Below are 19440 nucleotides of genomic sequence, written 5' to 3' on the forward strand. Positions count from 1 at the left end.
GGAGTTCATCTGTTGAGCGCTCATTCTCACGATCACGCAGGCCATGGTCACCACCACGGCCACCATCATCACCATCATGGCGACGAGCACGAAGCCGGCCCGTTCCCCTGGCGGCGTATGGGCTGGGCGGTGTTGCTGGTGCTGTTCGCGGTCGCCGCGGCGAGCCTGGTGCAGGTGCGTTCCGGTGAAGCCACGGTGATTACTCGCTTCGGCAACCCGTCGCGGGTATTGCTGGAGCCGGGCCTGGGATGGCGCTGGCCGGCGCCGTTCGAGGCGGCGATTCCGGTGGACCTGCGCCTGCGCACCACCTCCAGCGGTTTGCAGGATGTGGGCACCCGCGATGGCCTGCGGATCATCGTGCAGGCCTACGTGGCCTGGCAGGTGCAGGGCGACCCCGACAACGTGCAGCGCTTTATGCGCGCGGTGCAGAACCAGCCGGATGAAGCGGCGCGGCAGATTCGCACCTTTGTCGGCTCGGCGCTGGAAACCACCGCCGCCAGTTTCGACCTGGCCAACCTGGTGAACACCGATGCCAGCCAGGTGCGCATTGCCGATTTTGAAGCGCAGTTGCGCCAGCAGATTGATCAACAATTGCTCACCACCTATGGCGTGCGTGTGGTGCAGGTGGGCGTTGAACGGCTGACCTTGCCGTCGGTGACCCTGGCCGCCACCGTCGACCGCATGCGCGCCGAGCGCGAGACCATCGCCACGGAACGAACCGCCGTGGGCAAGCGTGAAGCGGCGCAGATTCGTTCGGCCGCCGAGCGTGATGCGCGGATCGTCCAGGCCGACGCCACGGTGAAAGCCGCCGACATCGAAGCGCAATCCCGGGTCGAAGCCGCGCAGATTTATGGCCATGCCTACGCCGGCAATCCGCAGCTGTATAACCTGCTGCGTTCCCTCGACACCCTTGGCACAGTGGTCACGCCGGGCACCAAGATCATCCTGCGCACCGACGCCGCGCCTTTCCGCGCGCTGGTGGATGGGCCGAAGGATGTCCAGCCATGAGTGAGCGGGAAAGCCTCGACAGCCCGTGGATCCAGGCTGGACGGCTGACGTTCCTGGCGCTGTATGCGGTGACGGTATTGGCCGCGCTGGCGTGGGCGTTTTCCAACGTGCGCCAGATCGACCCGCAGAACCGCGCCGTGGTGTTGCACTTCGGTGCGCTGGACCGGATCCAGAATGCCGGGCTGCTGCTGGCCTGGCCGCGTCCGTTCGAGCAAGTGGTGCTGTTGCCCGCCGCGGACCGGGTGATTGAGCGCCGGGTGGAAAACCTGCTGCGTTCCGATGCGGCCACCCAAGCCGATCGCGTGGCCAGTTTTGCCACACCGCTGAGCGATGCCCTGGCCGGCTCCGGTTACCTGCTGACCGGCGATGCCGGCGTGGTGCAACTGGATGTGCGGGTCTTCTACAAGGTCACCGAGCCCTACGCGTTTGTGTTGCAGGGCGATCACGTGCTACCCGCGCTGGATCGACTGGTCACCCGCAGCGCCGTGGTGCTGACTGCGGCGCGGGATCTGGATACGATTCTGGTGGCGCGCCCCGAGTTGATCGGCGCCGACAACCAGGCCGCCGAACGCCGCGAACGGCTGCGTGGCGACCTGGTGCGCGGCATCAATCAACGCCTGGCTGACCTGGCGTCCACCGGCCTTGGCCTGGGCATCGAAGTCACCCGGGTCGACGTGCAATCGAGCTTGCCGGGCCCGGCGGTCAATGCCTTCAACGCAGTGCTGACCGCCAGCCAGCAAGCCGACAAGGCGGTGGCCAATGCGCGCACCGACGCCGAAAAACTTACCCAGACCGCCAACCAGGACGCCGACCGCGCCGTGCAAGTGGCTCACGCCCAGGCCAGCGAACGGCTGTCCAACGCCCAGGCGCAAACCGCTACCGTCGCCAGCCTGGCCCAGGTCCAAGACCCCGGCCTGTTGCTGCGCCTGTACCGCGAACGCCTGCCGAAGATTCTCGGGCAGGCCGGCTCCGTGACCACGGTTGACCCTAAAGACGATTCCCGCCTGATCATTCAGGGAGCCGAACAATGACCGCCCACGCAGCCCCGATGCTCTCGTCGGCCGAACAACGCAGCGCCGCCCGGCAACTGACCCTGGCGATGCTCGCCCTGGGCCTGCTCAGCCTGGGCCTGGTATGGCGCTGGCTGGCGCCGGACCAGACCGGCGTGAGCCAACTGCTGTTGGGCGTCGCCTCATTGCTGGTGGCCGTGCCCGTGATGCGCTCGGCCTGGTACAGCCTGCGGTATCCAAGTTTGCATGGCATCACCGACCAACTCATTGCGCTGGCGATGCTCGGCGCCTGGGCTACCGGTGACCTGCTGACCGCCGCGCTGCTGCCGATCATCATGATCTTCGGCCATGTGCTGGAAGAGCGCAGCGTCATCGGCTCCCAGGAAGCGATTCATGCCCTGGGCAAGCTGACCCGTAGCCACGCACGGTTGGTGCAGGCGGACGGGACGATCCTGGAAGTGGACAACGGCATCCTGAAGACCGGCGATATCGTCGAAGTGCGTGCCGGTGACCGCGTGCCCGCCGACGGCGTGGTGCTGTCGGGCCAGGCCAGCCTCGACACCGCGCCGATTACCGGTGAATCGGTGCCGCTGGAAGCGAGTGTCGGCGTGCAGGTGTTTGGTGGCGCGATCAACCTCGACGGTTTGCTGCGCCTGGGAGTGACCCGCACCGGCAATGAGTCGACGCTGGGCAAAGTCATCGCCCTGATGCAGAGCGCCGAACGTTCGAAGCCGCCGATCACCCGATTGCTGGAGCGCTACGCCGGCAGCTACATGGTGCTGGTGCTGTTGCTGGCGGCGGTCACCTGGTTTGTCACCAATGACGCCCAGGCGATGCTCGCGGTGCTGGTGGCGGCGTGCCCGTGTGCTTTGGTGTTGTCGGCGCCGGCCACGGCGATTGCGGGCATTGCGGTGGCGGCGCGTCACGGCATTCTGATTCGCAGCTCGGCGTTTCTCGAAGAGCTGGCGGACCTGACGTCGCTGGTGGTCGACAAGACCGGCACCCTGACGTTTGGCACCCTGCGTTTGCAGTCCATCGACACCCGTGAGCCGGATCGGCAAGCACTGCTCAATCTGGCGGCCAGCCTCGGCTCGGCCAGCAGCCACCCGGTCAGCCGGGCATTGGCGGGGCTGGCGACTCAAGAGCAGATGCTGGTGTTGTCGGATATTCGCGAGCGCCAGGGCCTCGGTGTCGTCGCCCAGACCGGGCAGGGCGAAGCCGCCCTCGGCCGGCCGGAATTGTTTGAGCAACTGGGCATCACGACCACGGCGGTCCCCAATCACGACGGCCCGATTGCCGGGCTCGCGTTGAACGGGCAGTTCCTCGCTTGGTTGCTGCTGGCGGACAGCGTGAAACCTGAAGCGCGCCAGGCGATGAAAGAGCTGCGTGAATTGGGCCTGGGGCGCCAACTGCTGCTGACCGGCGACCGCCAGAGCGTGGCCGACAGCCTGGCGTTGGAAGTGGGCATCAGCGACGTCGAAGCCCAGGCTTTGCCGGAGGACAAACTCAACCGCGTGCTGGGGGAAATTGGCAGCGGTTTCCGGCCGATGGTGGTGGGCGACGGGATCAACGATTCGTTGGCGCTCAAGGCGGGTGTGGTCGGTGTGGCGATGGGCGCGGGCGGGGCGGATATCGCCTTGGCGTCGGCGGACGTGGTGCTGATCGGCAGCGACCTGCGGCGCCTGGGCACCTGTGTGCGCTTGAGTCGCCAGTGCCGGCACACGTTGCAGGTCAACGTGATCATCGGTCTGGGCTGGACGCTGGCGATCGTGGTGTTCGCCGCATTTGGCTGGCTGGGCGCGGCGGGCGCGATGATTGCGGCGGTGCTGCACAACCTCAGTACGCTGCTGGTGCTGGGGAATGCGGGGCGCTTGTTGCGGTTCCAGGAGCCGTTATTGAAACTCGAGGAATAAATTTTTCAGTCGTGCTGTAACGCCATGGGGGTACCTCACTCTAGTGCTATGTCGAGACTGAACAATCCGTTCAGACCGGCTCCACTACCGATCATGAGGAATACACAATGAACATCAAATCCGCTGCTGCTGGTGCCGCCCTCGCTATCGCCGCTGCTGGCATGTTTGCCGGTGTTGCCACCCAGGTACAGGCAGCAGACGCCCAGGTCCATTGCTATGGCGTCAACGCCTGCAAAGGCCAGAACGACTGCAAAACCAAAGACCACGCCTGCAAAGGCATGGGTTCTTGCAAAGGCCAGGGCTTCCTGTCGATGAGCAAGGCGATGTGCGATCAGAAAGGCGGCAAAGTCGGCGAATAACCGACAACCGAGTGCAACCGCAGCGGGCCCCCCTCCGCTGCGGACACTTTCCCCAGGAGTGTTTTTATGTCCGCTTCCCTTCCGAGTCTGGGTTACGGCCTGGGTTTACGCAGCGAGTACTACCAGCAGATCCTTGAACAATCGCCGGCCGTGGATTGGTTCGAAGTGATCTCCGAGAATTATCTGGTGCAGGGCGGCAAGGCCTTGTACTACCTGGATGCGATAGCCGAGCGTTATCCCCTGGTGATGCATGGCGTGTCCCTGTCTATCGGCGGGCCCCATGCCCTCGATACCGATTACCTGAAACAACTCAAGCAGCTCTCCGAGCGCATCCGGCCGGCGTGGATTTCCGATCACCTGTGCTGGAGCCGTGGCAACGCGCACCAGTTGCATGACTTGCTGCCGCTGCCCTACACCGAAGAAAGCCTGTACCACGTCGCCGCTCGCGTGCGGCAGGTGCAGGATGTGTTGCAGCGCCCGTTCGTGCTGGAAAACGTCTCCAGCTACGTGCGCTCCAAGGCGGATGAGTTTACCGAGTGGGAATTTCTCAACGCCCTGAGCCACCTCACCGGCTGCCAGTTGCTGCTGGACGTGAATAACGTCTACGTCAGCTCGCGCAATCACGGGTTCGACGCCTGGGAATTTATCCGCAACCTGCCGCCCGAAAGCATCCGCCAACTGCACCTGGCCGGGCATATGGATTACGGCGACTACGTGATCGACACCCATGACCATCCGGTATGCGATCCGGTGTGGGCGCTGTATCAGCGGACCCTGGAGCACCTTGGGCCAGTCTCGACCTTGCTCGAACGCGATGACCATTTCCCGCCGTTCCAGGAGCTGCTCGACGAGTTGAACAAGGCCCGCGAGCTGGGCGCGAGCGCGCTGGACAGGAGAGCGTTATGCGCCTGATCGATTGGCAATTGGCCTTTGAGCGGCATTTGCTGGCCGAGTCTTCCACTGCCAGCAACAGCTTCAGCGCCACCTTGATCGGCGGCCCGACCCTGGATGTCGAGACGGGCCTGGCGATTTACCACAACGCCTATCACGCCCGATTGCAGGAAGTGCTGCGCGATGACTTCAGCGCCGTCTGGTATTGGCTGGGGGACGAGGAGTTTGCAGCGTTGGGTTCGGCCTATATCTGCCGTTATCCCTCGGCCCATTACAGCCTGCGCTGGTTTGGCGAGCGGTTCCCCGGGTTTATCGTTGAGCATTATGGCGAGCAAGGTTTGGCGCCTGCCGAGCTGGCGCGGCTCGAATGGGCATTCACCCTGGCCTTTGATGCACCGCAGGGCGAGCCGTTGACCCTGCAAGACATGGCAACGCTGCCGCCCGAAGACTGGCCAGGGCTGCAGGTGCAGTTGGTGCCGTCGGTGCAGCAGGTGCTCTGTGATTTCAACAGCCTGGGCATCTGGCGTGCGAGCAAGGGCGAGTGGGACTTTCCCGGCAGCGAAGCCCTGCCGTTGGCGCAGGTGTGCCTGGTCTGGCGCCATCAGAATGTCTGCCAATATCGCAGCGTTGAACCGGCGCAAGCCTGCGCGCTGACAGGCATGGTCGCCAACGGTTGGAGTTTTTCCGAACTGTGTGCCGAGTTGGCAGTCACTTACCAGGAGGGCGCGCCATTGCAAGCGGTTACCTGGCTGAAACAGTGGGTCCAAGAGGGTTTGCTCCAGCGGCGGGCACCATAGAAAAGCGCTATTGTTTCGATAGCCTGCTAATTTTTCCGTGGATGGTCTACCCTCATTTCAGACGTCTGAAACAAGGGGGGACTACTCATGCTCGCGCAACTTCCACCGGCCTTACAGAATCTCAAGCTACCGCTGCGTCTTCGACTCTGGGACGGCCATGAATTCAACCTGGGCCCGGATCCCAGCGTCACCATTGTGGTCAAGGACCCCATGATGGTTTCAACGCTCAGCCATCCGACGCTCGACTCACTGGGCGAAGCTTTCGTCGAGGGCAAACTGGAGCTGGAAGGCTCCATTTCCGAAGTGATCAGGGTCGTTGACGAGTTGAGTCATGCCTTGGTTGATGACGACGAGGGGAGTCGTCCGGTGCGCTCGATCCACGACAAGGCCACCGACGCAGCGGCTATTTCCTACCATTACGACCTGTCCAACGAGTTCTACCAGCTGTGGCTGGACCGCGACATGGCCTATTCCTGCGGGTATTTCGAAACCGGCAGCGAATCCCTTGATCAAGCCCAACAAGACAAATTCCGCCACCTGTGCCGCAAATTGCGGCTGCAGCCGGGGGAGTATTTGCTCGACGTGGGCTGCGGTTGGGGTGGGCTGGCGCGGTATGCCGCGCGGGAATTCGGGGTCAAGGTGTTTGGTATCACCCTGAGCAAGGAACAGCTGGCGCTGGCCCAGGAGCGGGTGAAGGCCGAAGGCCTGGAAGACCAGGTAGAGCTGACGCTGCTCGACTACCGCGACTTGCCCCAGGATGGCCGGTTCGACAAGGTGGTGAGCGTGGGGATGTTTGAACACGTTGGCCACGCCAACCTGGCTGAGTACTGCAAGATTCTCTACGGCGCGGTGCGTGAGGGCGGCCTGGTGATGAACCACGGGATTACCGCCAAGCACATTGATGGCCGGCCCGTAGGCCGTGGCGCCGGGGATTTTATCGAGCGTTATGTGTTCCCCAACGGCGAGTTGCCGCATCTGTCGATGATGACCGCCGAGATCAGCGACGTGGGCCTGGAAGTAGTCGACGTCGAAAGCCTGCGCCTGCATTACGCGCGCACGCTGGATCACTGGAGCGAGCGCCTCGAAGACAACCTGGAAGCGGCGGGCAAGATGGTGCCGGAGCAAGCCTTGCGCATCTGGCGCCTGTACCTGGCCGGCTGTGCGTATGCGTTTGCCCGGGGCTGGATCAACCTGCATCAGATTCTGGCGGTGAAACCCCATGCCGATGGTAGCCATGAGCTGCCGTGGACGCGGGATGACCTGTACCAGTAAGCAATGGTACCGGTGATCTGAATGTGGGAGCGGGCTTGTGTGGGAGCGGGCTTGCTCGCGAAGGCGTTGGATCAGAAACACATTCAGTGACTGACACTCCGCTTTCGCGAGCAAGCCCGCTCCCACATTGGGTTCGGTGCAAGCCTTACAAGATTGGAGAAATCAGCCGCGCGATCCGCATGCCCAATTGTTGCAGGCGGTGGGTCTGGCGGTTTTCTTCCTGGCTGATTTCATGGGCCAGGGCGAAGTCTTCCAGCAGCATGTGCTCCACCTGGCTGGCGAAGGTGTCATCTACCGTCAGCAACATCACTTCGAAATTCAGCCGGAACGAGCGGTTATCCAGGTTCGCACTGCCGATGGCGCTGATTTCACGGTCGACCAACACCACTTTCTGATGCAGGAACCCTGGCGTATAGCGGAATACCCGCACCCCGGCGCGCACGGCTTCGATCGCATACAGGCTGGAAGCGGCGTAGACGATGCGGTGATCCGGCCGTGACGGCAGCAGCAGGCGCACGTCGACACCGCGCAATACCGCCAACCTCAAAGCCGCAAACACCGCCTCATCGGGAATGAAATACGGGCTGGTGATCCACACCCGCTCGGTCGCCGCATGAATGGCCTCGACGAAAAACAGCGAGCAGGTTTCGTAGGGATCCGCCGGGCCGCTGGCCAGCAATTGGCAGAGTACGCCGTCGTCCGGGTAGGTATCCGGCAGCAGCAGCGGCGGCAGCTCACGCGAGGCCCAGAACCAGTCCTCGGCAAACGACTCCTGCAAGCACGCTACTACCGGGCCGCTGACTTGCACATGGGTGTCACGCCATGGCGCCAGCGGCGGTTTCTTGCCCAGGTACTCATCGCCGACGTTATGCCCGCCGACGAACCCGGTAATGCCATCCACCACCACGATCTTGCGGTGGTTGCGGAAGTTGACCTGGAAGCGATTGAGCCAGCCGCTGCGTGTGGCGAAGGCCTTGACCTGCACCCCGGCGTCTCGTAGCGACTGCACATAACGATGGGGCAGGGCATGGCTGCCGATACGGTCGTACAGCACGAAAATGGCTACGCCTTCGGCGGCTTTTTCCTTGAGCAAGGTGTGCAGTTGGCGGCCAAGTTCGTCGTCATGAATGATGAAGAACTGGAACAGCACGGCGGTCTTTGCCGAGCGAATCGCCTCGAAAATCGCGCTGAACGTAGCCTCGCCATTGATCAGCAAACGCACCTGATTATTCGCCAGGCACGGCATGCGCCCCAGCTTGGGCATGGCCCGTAGCGAAGCGTAGGCCTGGGAGTTGCGCGCGGCCAATGCCTCTTCAACCCATGGGCGCCAGTTCAGCTCGGTGATCGCCTTGTGCATTTCCTGGTTGGCCTGGCGCCGCGCCTGAATGTAGGCGTCGAAAGTGCTCCGGCCAAAGATCAGGTAGGGAATCAGCGTCAGGTAGGGGATGAACATCAGCGACAATGCCCAGGCAATCGAGCCTTGGGCGGTCCTGACGGTCAGCACCGCATGGATGGCGGCGAGGGTGCCCAGAAAATGCAGGGTGGCAATGAAATAGGCGAGCAGGTGCGGGCCAAAGAAATCCATGGACAACGGTACTCCTGACGAACAAGTGCCTAACAGACCATGTTCGGCCACGAATGTCGCTATTTTATTTGCTGTGCAACACTGGCGCTTTTGCGGCGTCTAACGCCGACAATTGCCCAGGAGTTACCCGATGAATGCTCGTCTGCTTGGTTTGGCCATGGTTGTTGGTTTGACGCTGCCTGTGGCGGCGCAAGCGCAGATGTTGGCGCCGGGCTTGTGGGAGTTGACCACCAGCAACATGAAGGTCGATAACCAGGACCTGCCGGACTTGTCGCTGATCCTCGGTCAGCTCAAGCAACAGATGACCCCGGAACAACGCGCGATGCTTGAGAAGCAAGGCATCACCATGGCCGGCAAAGGCGTACAGGTGTGCCTGACCCCGGCCCAGGTGGCGTCCGATTCCATCCCGCTGACCGACCCGCAATCGGGTTGCAAGCAGGAAGTGACGGACAAGACCGGCAACCAATGGAAATTCCGTTTCAGCTGCCCGAAAGCCCAGGGCACTGGCGTGGCGACGTTCCAGAGCCAGCAGGAATTCACCACTACGGTTAACGGTACCTTCAACGCCACCGGCGTACAGCAGAAGGGCAGCCTGGACACCCACGCGCAGTGGTTGGGCAGCAACTGCGGTACGGTCAAACCCCGCGCTTAACCTAAGACATACCCCGATCAAAATGTGGGAGCGGGCTTGCTCGCGAATGCGGTGAATCAGTCACAGGTGTATTGGCTGACCCACCGCATTCGCGAGCAAGCCCGCTCCCACATTTGATTGGATTGCCAGGTACAGAGTCTCTTCAACGCTGGAAATGCAGCGGCAACCCCTGGCAACTGTCGTGCACGCGCCCGTCGTGCCAGGCCAGGTGGCCGGACACAAGCGTGGTGCTGACGCTGTGCCGGAAGCTGCGCCCCGCAAAGGGCGTCCAGCCGCAACGGGCCAGGATCGGCTGGCTGCTGACGGGTTTGCCGTGAGGCTCGGGTTGGATCAGCACCAGGTCGGCCCAATAGCCTTCGCGCAGGTAGCCACGGTCGGGGATCGCAAACAGGTCCGCGACCCGATGGCTGGTTTTCGCCACCAGCGTGGTCAGCGGCAGCAGGCCGTCGGCGACCAATTCCAGCAGCGCCGGCAGGGCGTGTTGCACCAGCGGCAAGCCTGACGGCGCCTCGCGATACGGCAGTTGTTTTTGCGCCCAGGTGTGCGGCGCATGGTCACTGCCAATTACATCCAGACGATCACTCAACAATGCCAGGCGCAGGGCGTTGCGGTCGGCGCGTGTCTTGATCGCCGGGTTGCATTTGATCTGGTGGCCGAGGCGGGCGTAGTCGCGGTCATCGAACAAGAGGTGATGCAGGCAGACCTCCGCCGTGATGCGTTTTTGCGCCAGGGGTTTATCTTCGAACAGCACCAATTCCCGGGCGCTGGTGATGTGCAACACATGCAGGCGCGTGCCGTGCCGCTTGGCCAGTTCCACCGCCAGGGACGAGGAGCGATAGCAGGCCTCGGCATCGCGGATCAGCGGGTGTGCCACGGCAGGAATGTGCTCACCGAAACGCTCGCGGATCCTTTGCTCGCGGGCCAGGATGCTGGGGGTGTGCTCGCAGTGGGCCAGGAGAATGGTCGGCACCTCGGCGAACAGACGCTCGAGGATCTTCGGATCATCCACCAGCATATTGCCGGTAGACGCACCCATGAACACTTTGACCCCGGCGACTTCCCGCGGGTCCAGCGCGGCGACGGTGTCGAGGTTGTCGTTACTCACTCCGAAGTGAAAACCATAGTTGGCCACCGAATGCAGCGCCGCGCGGCGCTTTTTGTCGGCCAGGGCATCCAGGTTCAGGGTCGCCGGGTTGGTGTTGGGCATGTCCATGAAACTGGTGATGCCACCGGCCACCGCCGCACGGGACTCGCTGTAGAAGCTGCCTTTGTCCGGCGCGCCGGGCTCTCGGAAGTGCACCTGGTCGTCGATCATTCCCGGCAGCAGCCACTGGCCTTGGGCGTCGATTTCCACGGTGGCGTTGGCGTTGTCGATGCTGCCGGCGATCTTCTCGATACGGCCATTGGCGACCAGCAGGTCAGCCTCGAATTCCTCGCCTTCGTTCACCAGGCGGGCGTTGCGGATCAGCAGGCGGCTCATGCTCAGAACTCGTTTTGCAGGGCTTTGTAACCCAGTACCAGGTCGACGTTGGTGCGTGCCACGTCTTCGGAAAACTCCGAAGCGCTGACACTCACCGGCGGGAACTGGGACAGGTCGGTGTTGGGGCCGATGCGGGTGGTGGAGGGCACGTAGAACGCGTCGGGCAAATCGCGGCCGTCGACTACAGAGTTGTGCCGCACCACGCAGCCATCGCCGACGACGCAATTGAACAGCACGCTGTTGAAGCCGATGAACACCCGGTCACCAACGGTGCAGGGCCCGTGGACGATGGAGCGGTGGGCGATGGAGGTGAACTCGCCGATGGTTACGGCGGCGCCGGATTTGGAGTGGATCACCACGCCGTCCTGGATATTCGAATTGGCACCGATGGTGATCGGGTCCATGTCACCGTTGGCGTCGACTTCGTCGGCGCGGATCACCGCGTAAGGGCCGACAAATACGTTTTCGCCGATGATCACCTTGCCGCAGATGATTGCGGTTTTGTCGACGTAGGCCGATTCGGCAATCACGGGCAGATCGCCGGAAGGGTTCTTGCGGATCATGGGTCAGGTTCCTTGAGAGGCGCGGTGATGATGTTTACGTGATGGCCGTCGATGGCGTTGTAGAAGCAGGTGGGCCGGCCGGTGTGGCAGGCCGGGCCTTGCTGGTCGACGATCAGCAATACCGCGTCGCCGTCGCAATCCAGGCGGGCCTCCACCAGCAGTTGCCGGTGGCCGGAGGTTTCGCCCTTGCGCCACAGTTGCTGGCGCGAACGGGACCAGTAGCAGACGTGCCTGGTGGCCAGGGTTTCGTCGAGGGCCTGGCGGTTCATCCAGGCCAGCATCAACACTTCGCCGCTGCCGTGTTGCTGGGCGATGGCGGCGATCAGGCCATCGCTGGTCCACGGCAGGGCGTCGAGCACGCTATCGAGTGGAAAGCGGCTGCCGATGGCAGCCTCTTCCAGGTCAAGCATGCTCAGGCTCATGGCTTGCTCAGGGCCGCGCACAGGGTGTTGAGGTTGTATTCGAACAGGCCGGTAAAGGTGCTGGCCGGACCTTCTGCAGCCAGGGCGTCCGAGTACAGCGTGCCGCCGATCTGCGCGCCGCTCTCATCAGCGATCTGCTGGAGCAGACGCGAGTCCTTGATGTTTTCCATGAACACGGCCTTGACCTTGTCCTTGCGGATCTGGGTGATCAGCGTGGCGACTTCGGCGGCCGACGGTTCACGTTCGGTGGACAGGCCTTGAGGCGACAGGAACTCGATACCGTAGGCCTGGCCCAGGTAGCCGAAGGCGTCATGAGAGGTGACGATGCGACGGTTACCCGGTGGCAGCGCGCCAAACTTGGCCTTGGCTTCAGCCAGCAGGCGGTAGATTTCTTTCAGGTACACCTGGCTGTTGTGCTCGTAGTCGGCCTTGTTGGCCGGGTCGGCAGCGATCAGCGCCTTGGTGATGTTGTTCACGTAGATAACGGTGTTGGCCAGGTTGTGCCAGGCGTGCGGGTCGGGGATGGTTTCGCCGTCCTCTTCCATGGTGTGGGAAAGCACGCCTTTACTCGCAGTGACCACAGTGGCCTTGGTCTCGGTGCTGGTGATCAGGCGATCCAGCCACGGCTCGAAGCCCAGGCCGTTCTTGATGATCACCTTGGCCTTGAGCAGGGCCTTGGCATCGTCTGGTGTTGGTTCGTAAGTGTGGGCGTCGGCGTCGGGGCCGACCATGTTGCTGATCTGGATATGATCGCCACCGACCTGGTGGGTCATGTCGTCAAGAATACTGAAGCTGGTAACCACCTGAAGCTTGTCGGCAGCCTGGGCCGTCGCGAACGACAGCGGCAGCAACACACTGAACAGCACGAGTAGAGCGCGCATCGGGAAACACCTCATTGGGATGTAAGCAAAGGCGGGCGGCGCAGCAAGCCGTGCACCGGACCGAAGACCACGGACAGCAGGTACCAGCCGCCAGCCACCAGCACAATTGCCGGGCCGCTGGGCAGCGAGTAGTAGAACGACAGCAACAAGCCAAGCCATACCGACAGGCATCCCAGCACCGCTGATATGGCGATCAACACCGGCAGGCGCCGGCTCCAGAAACGTGAAGCAATCGCCGGCAACATCATCAGGCCGACCACCATCAACGCGCCGATGGCCTGGAAACCGATCACCAGGTTCAGCACCACCAGGGTCAGGAACAGGCCGTGGGCCAGCGGGCCGAGGCGGCTGACGGTTTGCAGGAACAGCGGGTCGAGGGTGTCCAGCAGCAGCGGTTTGTAGATCACCACCATGGCGATCAGGCTGAAGCCCGAGACCCAGAGCATGCCGGTGAGGGTCGGGCCGTCTACCGCCAGGGCCGAGCCGAACAGCAGGTGCAGCAGGTCCAGGCGTTTGCCGGCGAGGCCAAGAATCAGCACGCCGCTGGCCAGGGAGATCGGGTAGATGGCGGCGAGGCTGGCGTCTTCCTTCAGCCCGGTGCGACGGGTAATCCAGGCGGCGAGGCCGGCCATGCTCAGGCCGGCGCCCAGGCCGCCGATGGTCAGCGCGGGCAAACTCAGTCCGGCAAACCAGAAGCCCAGTGCGGCGCCGGGCAGGATGCCGTGGGACACCGCGTCACCGATCAGGCTCATGCGGCGCAGGATCAGGAACACCCCGAGCGGCGCCGTGCTGCATGCCAATACCAGACCGCCGACGAGCGCGCGGCGCATGAAAACGAAATCGAGAAACGGCATCCACAGGTGGGCGGCGAAGTGCATCAGGCCACCTGCATTTGCGGCTGCGGGCGGATCAGTTCTTTGCTGGAGCCGAACACGCAGCCACTGCTTTTGATCTGCACCACTTGCTGGGTGTGTTGGCGTACGGAGCCGAGGTCATGGCACACCACGACCACCGTGCGGCCTGCGTCGTGCCAGGCGTGGATGTGTTTCCAGCACAGCGCCTGGCCGTCTTCGTCGAGGGCGGCGTGGGGTTCGTCCAGCAGCAATATCGGCGACTCGGCCAAACTCATGCGGGCGAGCAGGGCGCGTTGCAGTTCGCCGCCCGACAAGGCCATCAACGGCCGATGCTCCAGGCCACTGAGGCACCAGTCTTCGAGCACGGCGCTCAGGCGTTCGGTACGTTGTTGCGGGGTTTGCTTGCTGCCCCAAAAACCGGCGGCCACCAATTCTTCGAGGCTGATAGGAAACTGGCGATCGAGGTTCTGTTGCTGGGGCAAAAACGACAGGCCACCTCGGCGTGGAACATCGATCGTCACTTTCCCCGCCAGTGGCTTCTGCAATCCGGCGATAACTTTCAGCAGGCTGCTTTTGCCGGTGCCGTTGGCGCCGATGATGCCGGTAAGGCTGCCTTTTTCCAGGGTGAAATCCACGGCGGGGGTCAGTGGTTGGCCGGGAGCGCCCCAGCGCAAAGCGGTGCAGGTGATCATTCGGAAGGTCTCGTCCATCGGCTTTCGGCCACGGCATCGTGCGCGTGAAGGCTTTCGGCGTGGATCACTTTCAAGTGGAAGGCATTGACCGCATCCGAGCGTTTCAAGGCGAGGTTCAGGCGGCGGGCGGCGTCTTCGCAGAACATCAGGTTCTGCCCGTTGGCCAGGGCGAAGGCTTGTTCGTCTGCACGCTTTACGGCGGTTTGCACGGCAGTGCCGAGGGCGGCTTCGGTTTCGTCGATCAACTGGGTCAGCGGCAGTGTTGGCTGATCGCCTTGAAGCCGGACCTGCAACAGCGCGCTGCTGCGCTGGCTGTGGGGCGTGGCGACGATGCCGTTTGCGCTGCCGAGCCAGGTCAGTACGTCTTCGTGCTGCAGCGGTGTGCCGGCAAAGTCCTCGATAAATTGCTGCTGAATCAATTGCCTGGCGAGGGCAGCGGAGCAAGGGCAGGTTGAAGAGTAAGTAACGTCAATTTTTAGTTCCACGTGGAACATCTGGTTTTCCAGGCGCGCCTCGATGCTTACCGGATAGCTTTTCCAGCCGGCCAACGGGCTGACCAGCGCCGGGCGTTTCAGCAGCAGACCTGCATGAATCCGCAGGTAGGCATTTGTGGATAAACCTTCATGACTGTCGAGAAAACGTTGCAATACACTGCGCAGCAGTGCTGGCGAAAGCGGTTGCTGTTCAAGCATTTCCAGCGCCAGGTAAAGCCGTGACATATGAATGCCACGGGCCTCGCCGTCGTCCAGGCTGACGCCGGCATCAGCCGTGGCGCTAAGGCTTTGGCCGTCGATCAGAATGGGCAGGGCAATGCCGCACATGCCCACCCAATCGAGCGGCAAGGCTTGGCGTGAAGCCTGCGCGGCGATATCGGGCAGAGTCAGCGCGTTCATGAGCAGGTCCATCGTTGGAAATAAAAAGACATGTTATATTATTACAATTGAAACGACGAAATTTTTTCTGTTCTGTCTTTTATTCAGTCATGTCGAGTACGGAAGCTCCTTTATTTGCGGTGTAAGTCATGCACAGACGTCAACTCCTCAACCTGCTGCTGGCCAGTGCGGTGTTCACCTTGCCCTTGGGCGTGTCTGCCGCGCAGATCCGCAATGCACGGCTGTGGCGGTCGGATAACAAGCTGCGGCTGGTGCTGGACCTCAGCGGCCCGGTGCAATACAAGACCTTCACCCTGACCGCGCCGGAGCGGTTGATCATCGATTTGAGCGGCGCGAAGCTGACCGGTGATTTCAGCCAACTGGCCCTGACCAACAGCGGCATTACCTCGATTCGCTCGGGGCATTTCGGGCAGGGCGATACGCGGATCGTGCTGGATTTGAAGGCGCCGATGCAGCTCAACAGCTTTCTCCTGCCGCCACAGGATGGCCAGGGCCACCGCCTTGTGCTGGACCTGACAAGCGCTACTCATGCACCTATGCAAATCGCTGCGGCACCGGCCGCGTTGGCTGCACCCGTGCCGGCGCCGGTGGACAGGGCTCATCCGAAACGCGACATCATCGTGGTGGTCGACCCTGGGCACGGCGGCAAGGACCCCGGCGCGATTGGCTCAAAGGGCCAGCGCGAAAAAGACGTGGTGCTGTCCATCGCCCAATTGCTGGCCAAGCGTCTGAAGCGCGAGAAGGGCTTCGATGTGAAGCTGGTGCGCAACGACGACTTCTTCGTGCCGCTGCGTAAACGTGTGGACATCGCCCGTCAGCACAAAGCCGACATGTTTATCTCGGTACACGCCGATGCCGCGCCACGGCTTACGGCGTCCGGCGCCTCTGTCTATGCGCTGTCTGAAGGCGGCGCCACCTCCGCCACCGCACGGTTCATGGCGCAGCGGGAAAACGGCGCCGACCTCTTGGGCGCCACCACCTTGCTCAATCTCAAGGACAAGGACCCGATGCTCGCCGGGGTGATTCTCGACATGTCGATGAACGCCACCATCGCCTCCAGCCTGCAACTGGGCAGCTCGGTACTGGGCAGCCTGCAAAGCATCACCACGCTGCATCAAAAACGCGTGGAACAGGCCGGCTTTGCGGTGCTCAAGTCGCCGGACGTGCCGTCGATCCTGGTGGAAACCGGGTTTATCTCCAACACCCAGGACGCCCAGCGACTGGTCACCGCACGCCATCAACAGGCGGTGGCAGACGGTTTATTTGAAGGGTTGAAGAACTACTTCCAGAAGAACCCGCCGATGAACAGCTACATGGCCTGGGTTCAGGAACAGAAAACCGGCCAGGTCTAACAGCCGGTGATTCGACTACAGGTGAACTTGGCGCTGGCACCACCGGAACTGGAAAACCGGTTGAGGGTGGTCCAGCCCACTCGCCGCGTGTAGCCCACCCACGCCTCACCATCGGAAGCCAACCCGGTAAAGAACGTCAGTTGCCCGTAGCGGCTGCTGGTCTGTGCCCAATAGCGTTTTCCGATCACTTCAAAGCCCCGCAAATACGTAGTGCTGCCTGCCGTCGCGACGCTGTAGGCATTGCCCTGGGCGTCGACGCACGCCAGCAGGTTGGCGCTGCGGGTGCAGTTGGCCAGCAGGCTGGGCACCTGGGCGTTGGCCAGGCTCGCCAGCATCAGCAACACAGCACACAGCAGGTATTTCATAGAGGCTCTCGGGGGGTTATTCGGCTGCCAGCATTGCGCCCTTCGTCGTCACGAGCAAGGGGGATTGGCTTATTTGTATTGTTATACTATAACATTAAAAAACAGCCTGACCCGTGAACCACCTCCGATGACCGAACAAGACCTTCTCGCCCAACCCTGCGCCGACTACATGAATGAAGCCCAGCAAGGTTTCTTCCGCGAGCTGCTGCTGGCCCAGCGCAACGAGCTGCAAGCGCGTATCGACGCTGAATTCATGGTGCTGCGCGAACAGGAGCCCAACAGCGATCCCGCCGATGTCGGCAGCGCCGAAGAACAGCGCCAATGGCAACTGCGCCTGCTGGAACGCGAAAAAAAGCTGTTGGACAAGATCGACGAAGCCCTGGAACGCCTGGCCCGCGGTGAATACGGCTGGTGCCGTGAAACCTGCGAACCCATCGGCCTCAAGCGCCTGCTGCTGCGCCCCACGGCCACCCTGTGTATCGAAGCCAAAGAACGTGAAGAGCTGCGCGAACGCCATCAACGGGCGATTTGACCGGCCAACCCTGATGAGGAATACCTGATGCCCAATCGTCTCCCCGTTACTGTGCTGTCCGGATTCCTCGGCGCCGGCAAAAGCACGCTGCTCAACTACGTCCTGCGCAACCGCGAAAACCTGCGGGTGGCGGTGATCGTCAACGACATGAGCGAAATCAACATCGATGGCAGTGAGGTCCAGCGCGACGTCACCCTCAATCGCTCCGAAGAAAAACTGGTGGAGATGAGCAACGGCTGCATCTGCTGCACCTTGCGCGAAGACTTGCTGGAAGAAGTCGGAAAGCTCGCCAAGGAAGGTCGGTTCGATTACCTGTTGATCGAGTCCACCGGTATCTCCGAGCCGTTGCCGGTGGCGGAAACCTTCACCTTTCGCGATGAAGAAGGCCAGAGCCTGGCGGACATTGCCCGGCTCGACACCATGGTCACCGTGGTCGACGGCATGAACTTCCTGCTCGACTACCAGGCTGCCGAAAGCCTGGCGTCCCGGGGCGAAACCCTCGGTGAAGAGGACGAGCGCTCGATCACCGACCTGCTGATCGAGCAGATCGAATTTGCGGATGTGATCCTCATCAGCAAGATCGACCTGATCAGCAGCAGTGAGCGCGAGGAGTTGATGGCGATCCTGGAGCGCTTGAACTCCCAGGCTGAAATCATCCCGATGGTCATGGGCGAAGTGCCGTTGGCGAAGATCCTCAACACCGGCCGTTTCGACTTCGAGCGTGCTTCCCGGGCGCCGGGCTGGTTGCAGGAACTGCGTGGCGAACACCTGCCGGAAACCGAAGAGTACGGCATCGCCTCCACCGCCTATCGCGCCCGCCGCCCGTTCCACCCGCAGCGGTTTTTCGACTTTATCGACCGGCCTTGGGTGAATGGAAAACTGCTGCGTTCCAAGGGCTTTTTCTGGCTGGCCAGCAAACACCAGGACGCCGGTAGCTGGTCCCAGGCTGGCGGCCTGATGCGCCATGGGTTTGCCGGGCGCTGGTGGCGTTTCGTGCCGAAAACCCAGTGGCCCCAGGACGAGGAAGGCATCGCCGCAATCATGAAAAACTGGCAACTGAGCACCGGCGATTGCCGGCAGGAGCTGGTGTTTATCGGCCAGAACATCGACTTCGCCCAGATGACCGCCGAGCTGGACGCTTGTTTGCTGACCGACGATGAAATGGCCACGGGTGTCGAAGGCTGGCGCTTGTTGGCCGATCCCTTTGGCCCTTGGTTCGAAGAGGCTGCCTGATGCTGGCACCGACCCTGAAACTGCGCCCGGTGGTTCGCCAGACCCACGGCGAAACCCCGGCCGTGCTCACTGATATCCTTGAGGACGGCGTGAACCTAGCGGTGTGGCAGCGTCAGTTGCCCCTGCACATCGCCGAGTTCGGCGCGTTACTGGTGGCACTCAATGAGCCATTGGCCGAGTCGCTGGTGGTTGAACTGAACAGCGAAGACGCCGAGCCAAACCTGCAGGAATTTGCATCAGGTTGCCGTGATCTTGAAGGCTACGAAGGCTTTATCGCCGATGTGTCGTGGCTGGTCAGCGCCTTTGCCTGTTTGCTCGGAGCCAAGCGTATCGGCGTGCGTTTGCGGCTATTGGACAAGGCCATGTGCCCGCGTTTTCATGTGGATCATGTGCCGGTGCGGCTGATCACCACCTACGCCGGCATCGGCAGCCAGTGGTTGCGCGAAGGTGTGATGGAGCGGCGGCACCTGAGCCAGGCGAGTGCTGAGCCAGAAGAACGCATTGAGCAAATCCACTGCGGTGAAGTGGCGTTGCTCAAGGGCGAAAAATGGCACGGCAACGAAGGCTTTGGCCTGATCCACCGCTCGCCGCAACTGCAAGCGGATGAGCGACGGTTGATCCTGACGCTGGATTGGTTGGCGTAACCGGGTAGGATCGAACCTCTCTACACGGTCTGAATGATGTCC

The 19440-nt window shown here is 62.2% G+C and carries 21 protein-coding genes; 12 read left to right on the forward strand and 9 right to left on the reverse strand.

All coding sequences use genetic code 11. The features are described from left to right. The first annotated feature begins 9 nt into the window (after positions 1-9). The 7 genes from hflC to cfaB all read left to right on the forward strand — a co-directional run bounded on the left by hflC (position 10) and on the right by cfaB (position 7250). A complete protein-coding gene (hflC, locus tag HX873_RS04375) occupies positions 10-1008 on the forward strand; it encodes a protease modulator HflC (protein WP_173883038.1) in 999 nt (332 codons plus the stop codon). Continuing rightward, a complete protein-coding gene (hflK, locus tag HX873_RS04380; RefSeq protein WP_003213508.1) occupies positions 1005-2039 on the forward strand; it encodes a protease modulator HflK in 1035 nt (344 codons plus the stop codon). The genes hflC and hflK overlap by 4 nt, the downstream gene beginning before the upstream one ends. After that, complete coding sequence (locus HX873_RS04385) at positions 2036-3931, forward strand: cation-translocating P-type ATPase (protein WP_177122417.1); 1896 nt, start codon at positions 2036-2038, stop codon at positions 3929-3931. Before hflK ends, HX873_RS04385 begins: the two co-directional genes overlap by 4 nt. 107 nt (positions 3932-4038) lie before the next feature. Then, positions 4039-4290 carry a hypothetical protein gene (locus HX873_RS04390; protein WP_003213503.1) on the forward strand — a complete coding sequence of 84 codons (252 nt, stop codon included), beginning with the start codon at positions 4039-4041 and terminating at the stop codon, positions 4288-4290. 66 nt (positions 4291-4356) lie between these two features. After that, positions 4357-5202, forward strand: coding sequence for a DUF692 domain-containing protein (locus HX873_RS04395; RefSeq protein WP_087694584.1), 846 nt, complete (start codon positions 4357-4359; stop codon positions 5200-5202). Further along, positions 5193-5978 (forward strand): DNA-binding domain-containing protein, encoded by a 786-nt coding sequence (locus HX873_RS04400; RefSeq protein ID WP_177022406.1) that lies wholly within the window; start codon positions 5193-5195, stop codon positions 5976-5978. The genes HX873_RS04395 and HX873_RS04400 overlap by 10 nt, the downstream gene beginning before the upstream one ends. An 87-nt stretch (positions 5979-6065) precedes the next feature. After that, positions 6066-7250, forward strand: a complete 1185-nt coding sequence (cfaB, locus tag HX873_RS04405; RefSeq protein ID WP_003213498.1) for a C17 cyclopropane fatty acid synthase CfaB — start codon at positions 6066-6068, stop codon at positions 7248-7250. Between the two features lie 145 nt (positions 7251-7395). Here cfaB and cls read toward each other — a convergent pair whose 3' ends face one another. Further along, on the reverse strand, positions 7396-8835 hold the full coding sequence (gene cls, locus HX873_RS04410) for a cardiolipin synthase (RefSeq protein WP_003213496.1): 1440 nt from the start codon (positions 8833-8835) through the stop codon (positions 7396-7398). 130 nt (positions 8836-8965) lie between these two features. On the opposite strand from cls, the gene HX873_RS04415 reads away from it, so the two are divergent. Beyond that, entirely contained in the window at positions 8966-9487 is a 522-nt protein-coding gene (locus HX873_RS04415; protein WP_003213494.1) for a DUF3617 domain-containing protein, read from the forward strand. A 142-nt stretch (positions 9488-9629) separates the two neighbouring features. Here the strand turns inward: HX873_RS04415 and HX873_RS04420 are convergent, their stop codons facing one another. From HX873_RS04420 to folE2, 7 genes are read right to left on the reverse strand one after another with little or no spacing between them, the layout of a single operon-like run. Then, entirely contained in the window at positions 9630-10967 is a 1338-nt protein-coding gene (locus HX873_RS04420; RefSeq protein ID WP_177122418.1) for a dihydroorotase, read from the reverse strand. A 2-nt stretch (positions 10968-10969) separates the two neighbouring features. Next, a complete protein-coding gene (locus HX873_RS04425) occupies positions 10970-11530 on the reverse strand; it encodes a DapH/DapD/GlmU-related protein (RefSeq protein WP_087694587.1) in 561 nt (186 codons plus the stop codon). Beyond that, on the reverse strand, positions 11527-11952 hold the full coding sequence (gene hisI, locus HX873_RS04430) for a phosphoribosyl-AMP cyclohydrolase (protein WP_177009033.1): 426 nt from the start codon (positions 11950-11952) through the stop codon (positions 11527-11529). Before hisI ends, HX873_RS04425 begins: the two co-directional genes overlap by 4 nt. Continuing rightward, entirely contained in the window at positions 11949-12833 is an 885-nt protein-coding gene (locus HX873_RS04435; protein WP_102604031.1) for a metal ABC transporter substrate-binding protein, read from the reverse strand. Before HX873_RS04435 ends, hisI begins: the two co-directional genes overlap by 4 nt. An 11-nt stretch (positions 12834-12844) precedes the next feature. Further along, positions 12845-13711, reverse strand: a complete 867-nt coding sequence (locus HX873_RS04440) for a metal ABC transporter permease (protein ID WP_003213483.1) — start codon at positions 13709-13711, stop codon at positions 12845-12847. Further along, on the reverse strand, positions 13711-14379 hold the full coding sequence (locus HX873_RS04445; RefSeq protein WP_177048288.1) for a metal ABC transporter ATP-binding protein: 669 nt from the start codon (positions 14377-14379) through the stop codon (positions 13711-13713). The genes HX873_RS04440 and HX873_RS04445 overlap by 1 nt, the downstream gene beginning before the upstream one ends. Beyond that, entirely contained in the window at positions 14376-15272 is an 897-nt protein-coding gene (gene folE2 / locus HX873_RS04450) for a GTP cyclohydrolase FolE2 (RefSeq protein WP_003213480.1), read from the reverse strand. The genes HX873_RS04445 and folE2 overlap by 4 nt, the downstream gene beginning before the upstream one ends. 128 nt (positions 15273-15400) lie before the next feature. On the opposite strand from folE2, the gene HX873_RS04455 reads away from it, so the two are divergent. After that, on the forward strand, positions 15401-16624 hold the full coding sequence (locus HX873_RS04455; RefSeq protein ID WP_003213478.1) for an N-acetylmuramoyl-L-alanine amidase: 1224 nt from the start codon (positions 15401-15403) through the stop codon (positions 16622-16624). Here HX873_RS04455 and HX873_RS04460 read toward each other — a convergent pair. Then, positions 16621-16989: a hypothetical protein gene (locus tag HX873_RS04460; protein ID WP_003213476.1), complete on the reverse strand. Its 369-nt coding sequence runs from the start codon at positions 16987-16989 to the stop codon at positions 16621-16623. The genes HX873_RS04455 and HX873_RS04460 overlap by 4 nt on opposite strands. 127 nt (positions 16990-17116) lie before the next feature. Here HX873_RS04460 and dksA point away from each other — a divergent pair, with 127 nt between their 5' ends. The 3 genes from dksA to HX873_RS04475 are packed head-to-tail and all read left to right on the forward strand — an operon-like array spanning position 17117 to position 19398. Beyond that, the gene (dksA, locus tag HX873_RS04465) at positions 17117-17521 is read left to right on the forward strand and encodes an RNA polymerase-binding protein DksA (protein ID WP_003213474.1); all 405 of its coding nucleotides are present in this window, start codon (positions 17117-17119) and stop codon (positions 17519-17521) included. Positions 17522-17548: 27 nt separating this feature from the next. Further along, a complete protein-coding gene (zigA, locus tag HX873_RS04470) occupies positions 17549-18754 on the forward strand; it encodes a zinc metallochaperone GTPase ZigA (protein ID WP_177122419.1) in 1206 nt (401 codons plus the stop codon). Further along, the gene (locus tag HX873_RS04475; RefSeq protein WP_177122420.1) at positions 18754-19398 is read left to right on the forward strand and encodes a DUF1826 domain-containing protein; all 645 of its coding nucleotides are present in this window, start codon (positions 18754-18756) and stop codon (positions 19396-19398) included. The genes zigA and HX873_RS04475 overlap by 1 nt, the downstream gene beginning before the upstream one ends. Positions 19399-19440 lie beyond the last annotated feature (42 nt).

The organism is Pseudomonas sp. P7758 (assembly GCF_013386485.1).
In the GTDB taxonomy this organism is placed as follows: Bacteria; Pseudomonadota; Gammaproteobacteria; order Pseudomonadales; family Pseudomonadaceae; genus Aquipseudomonas.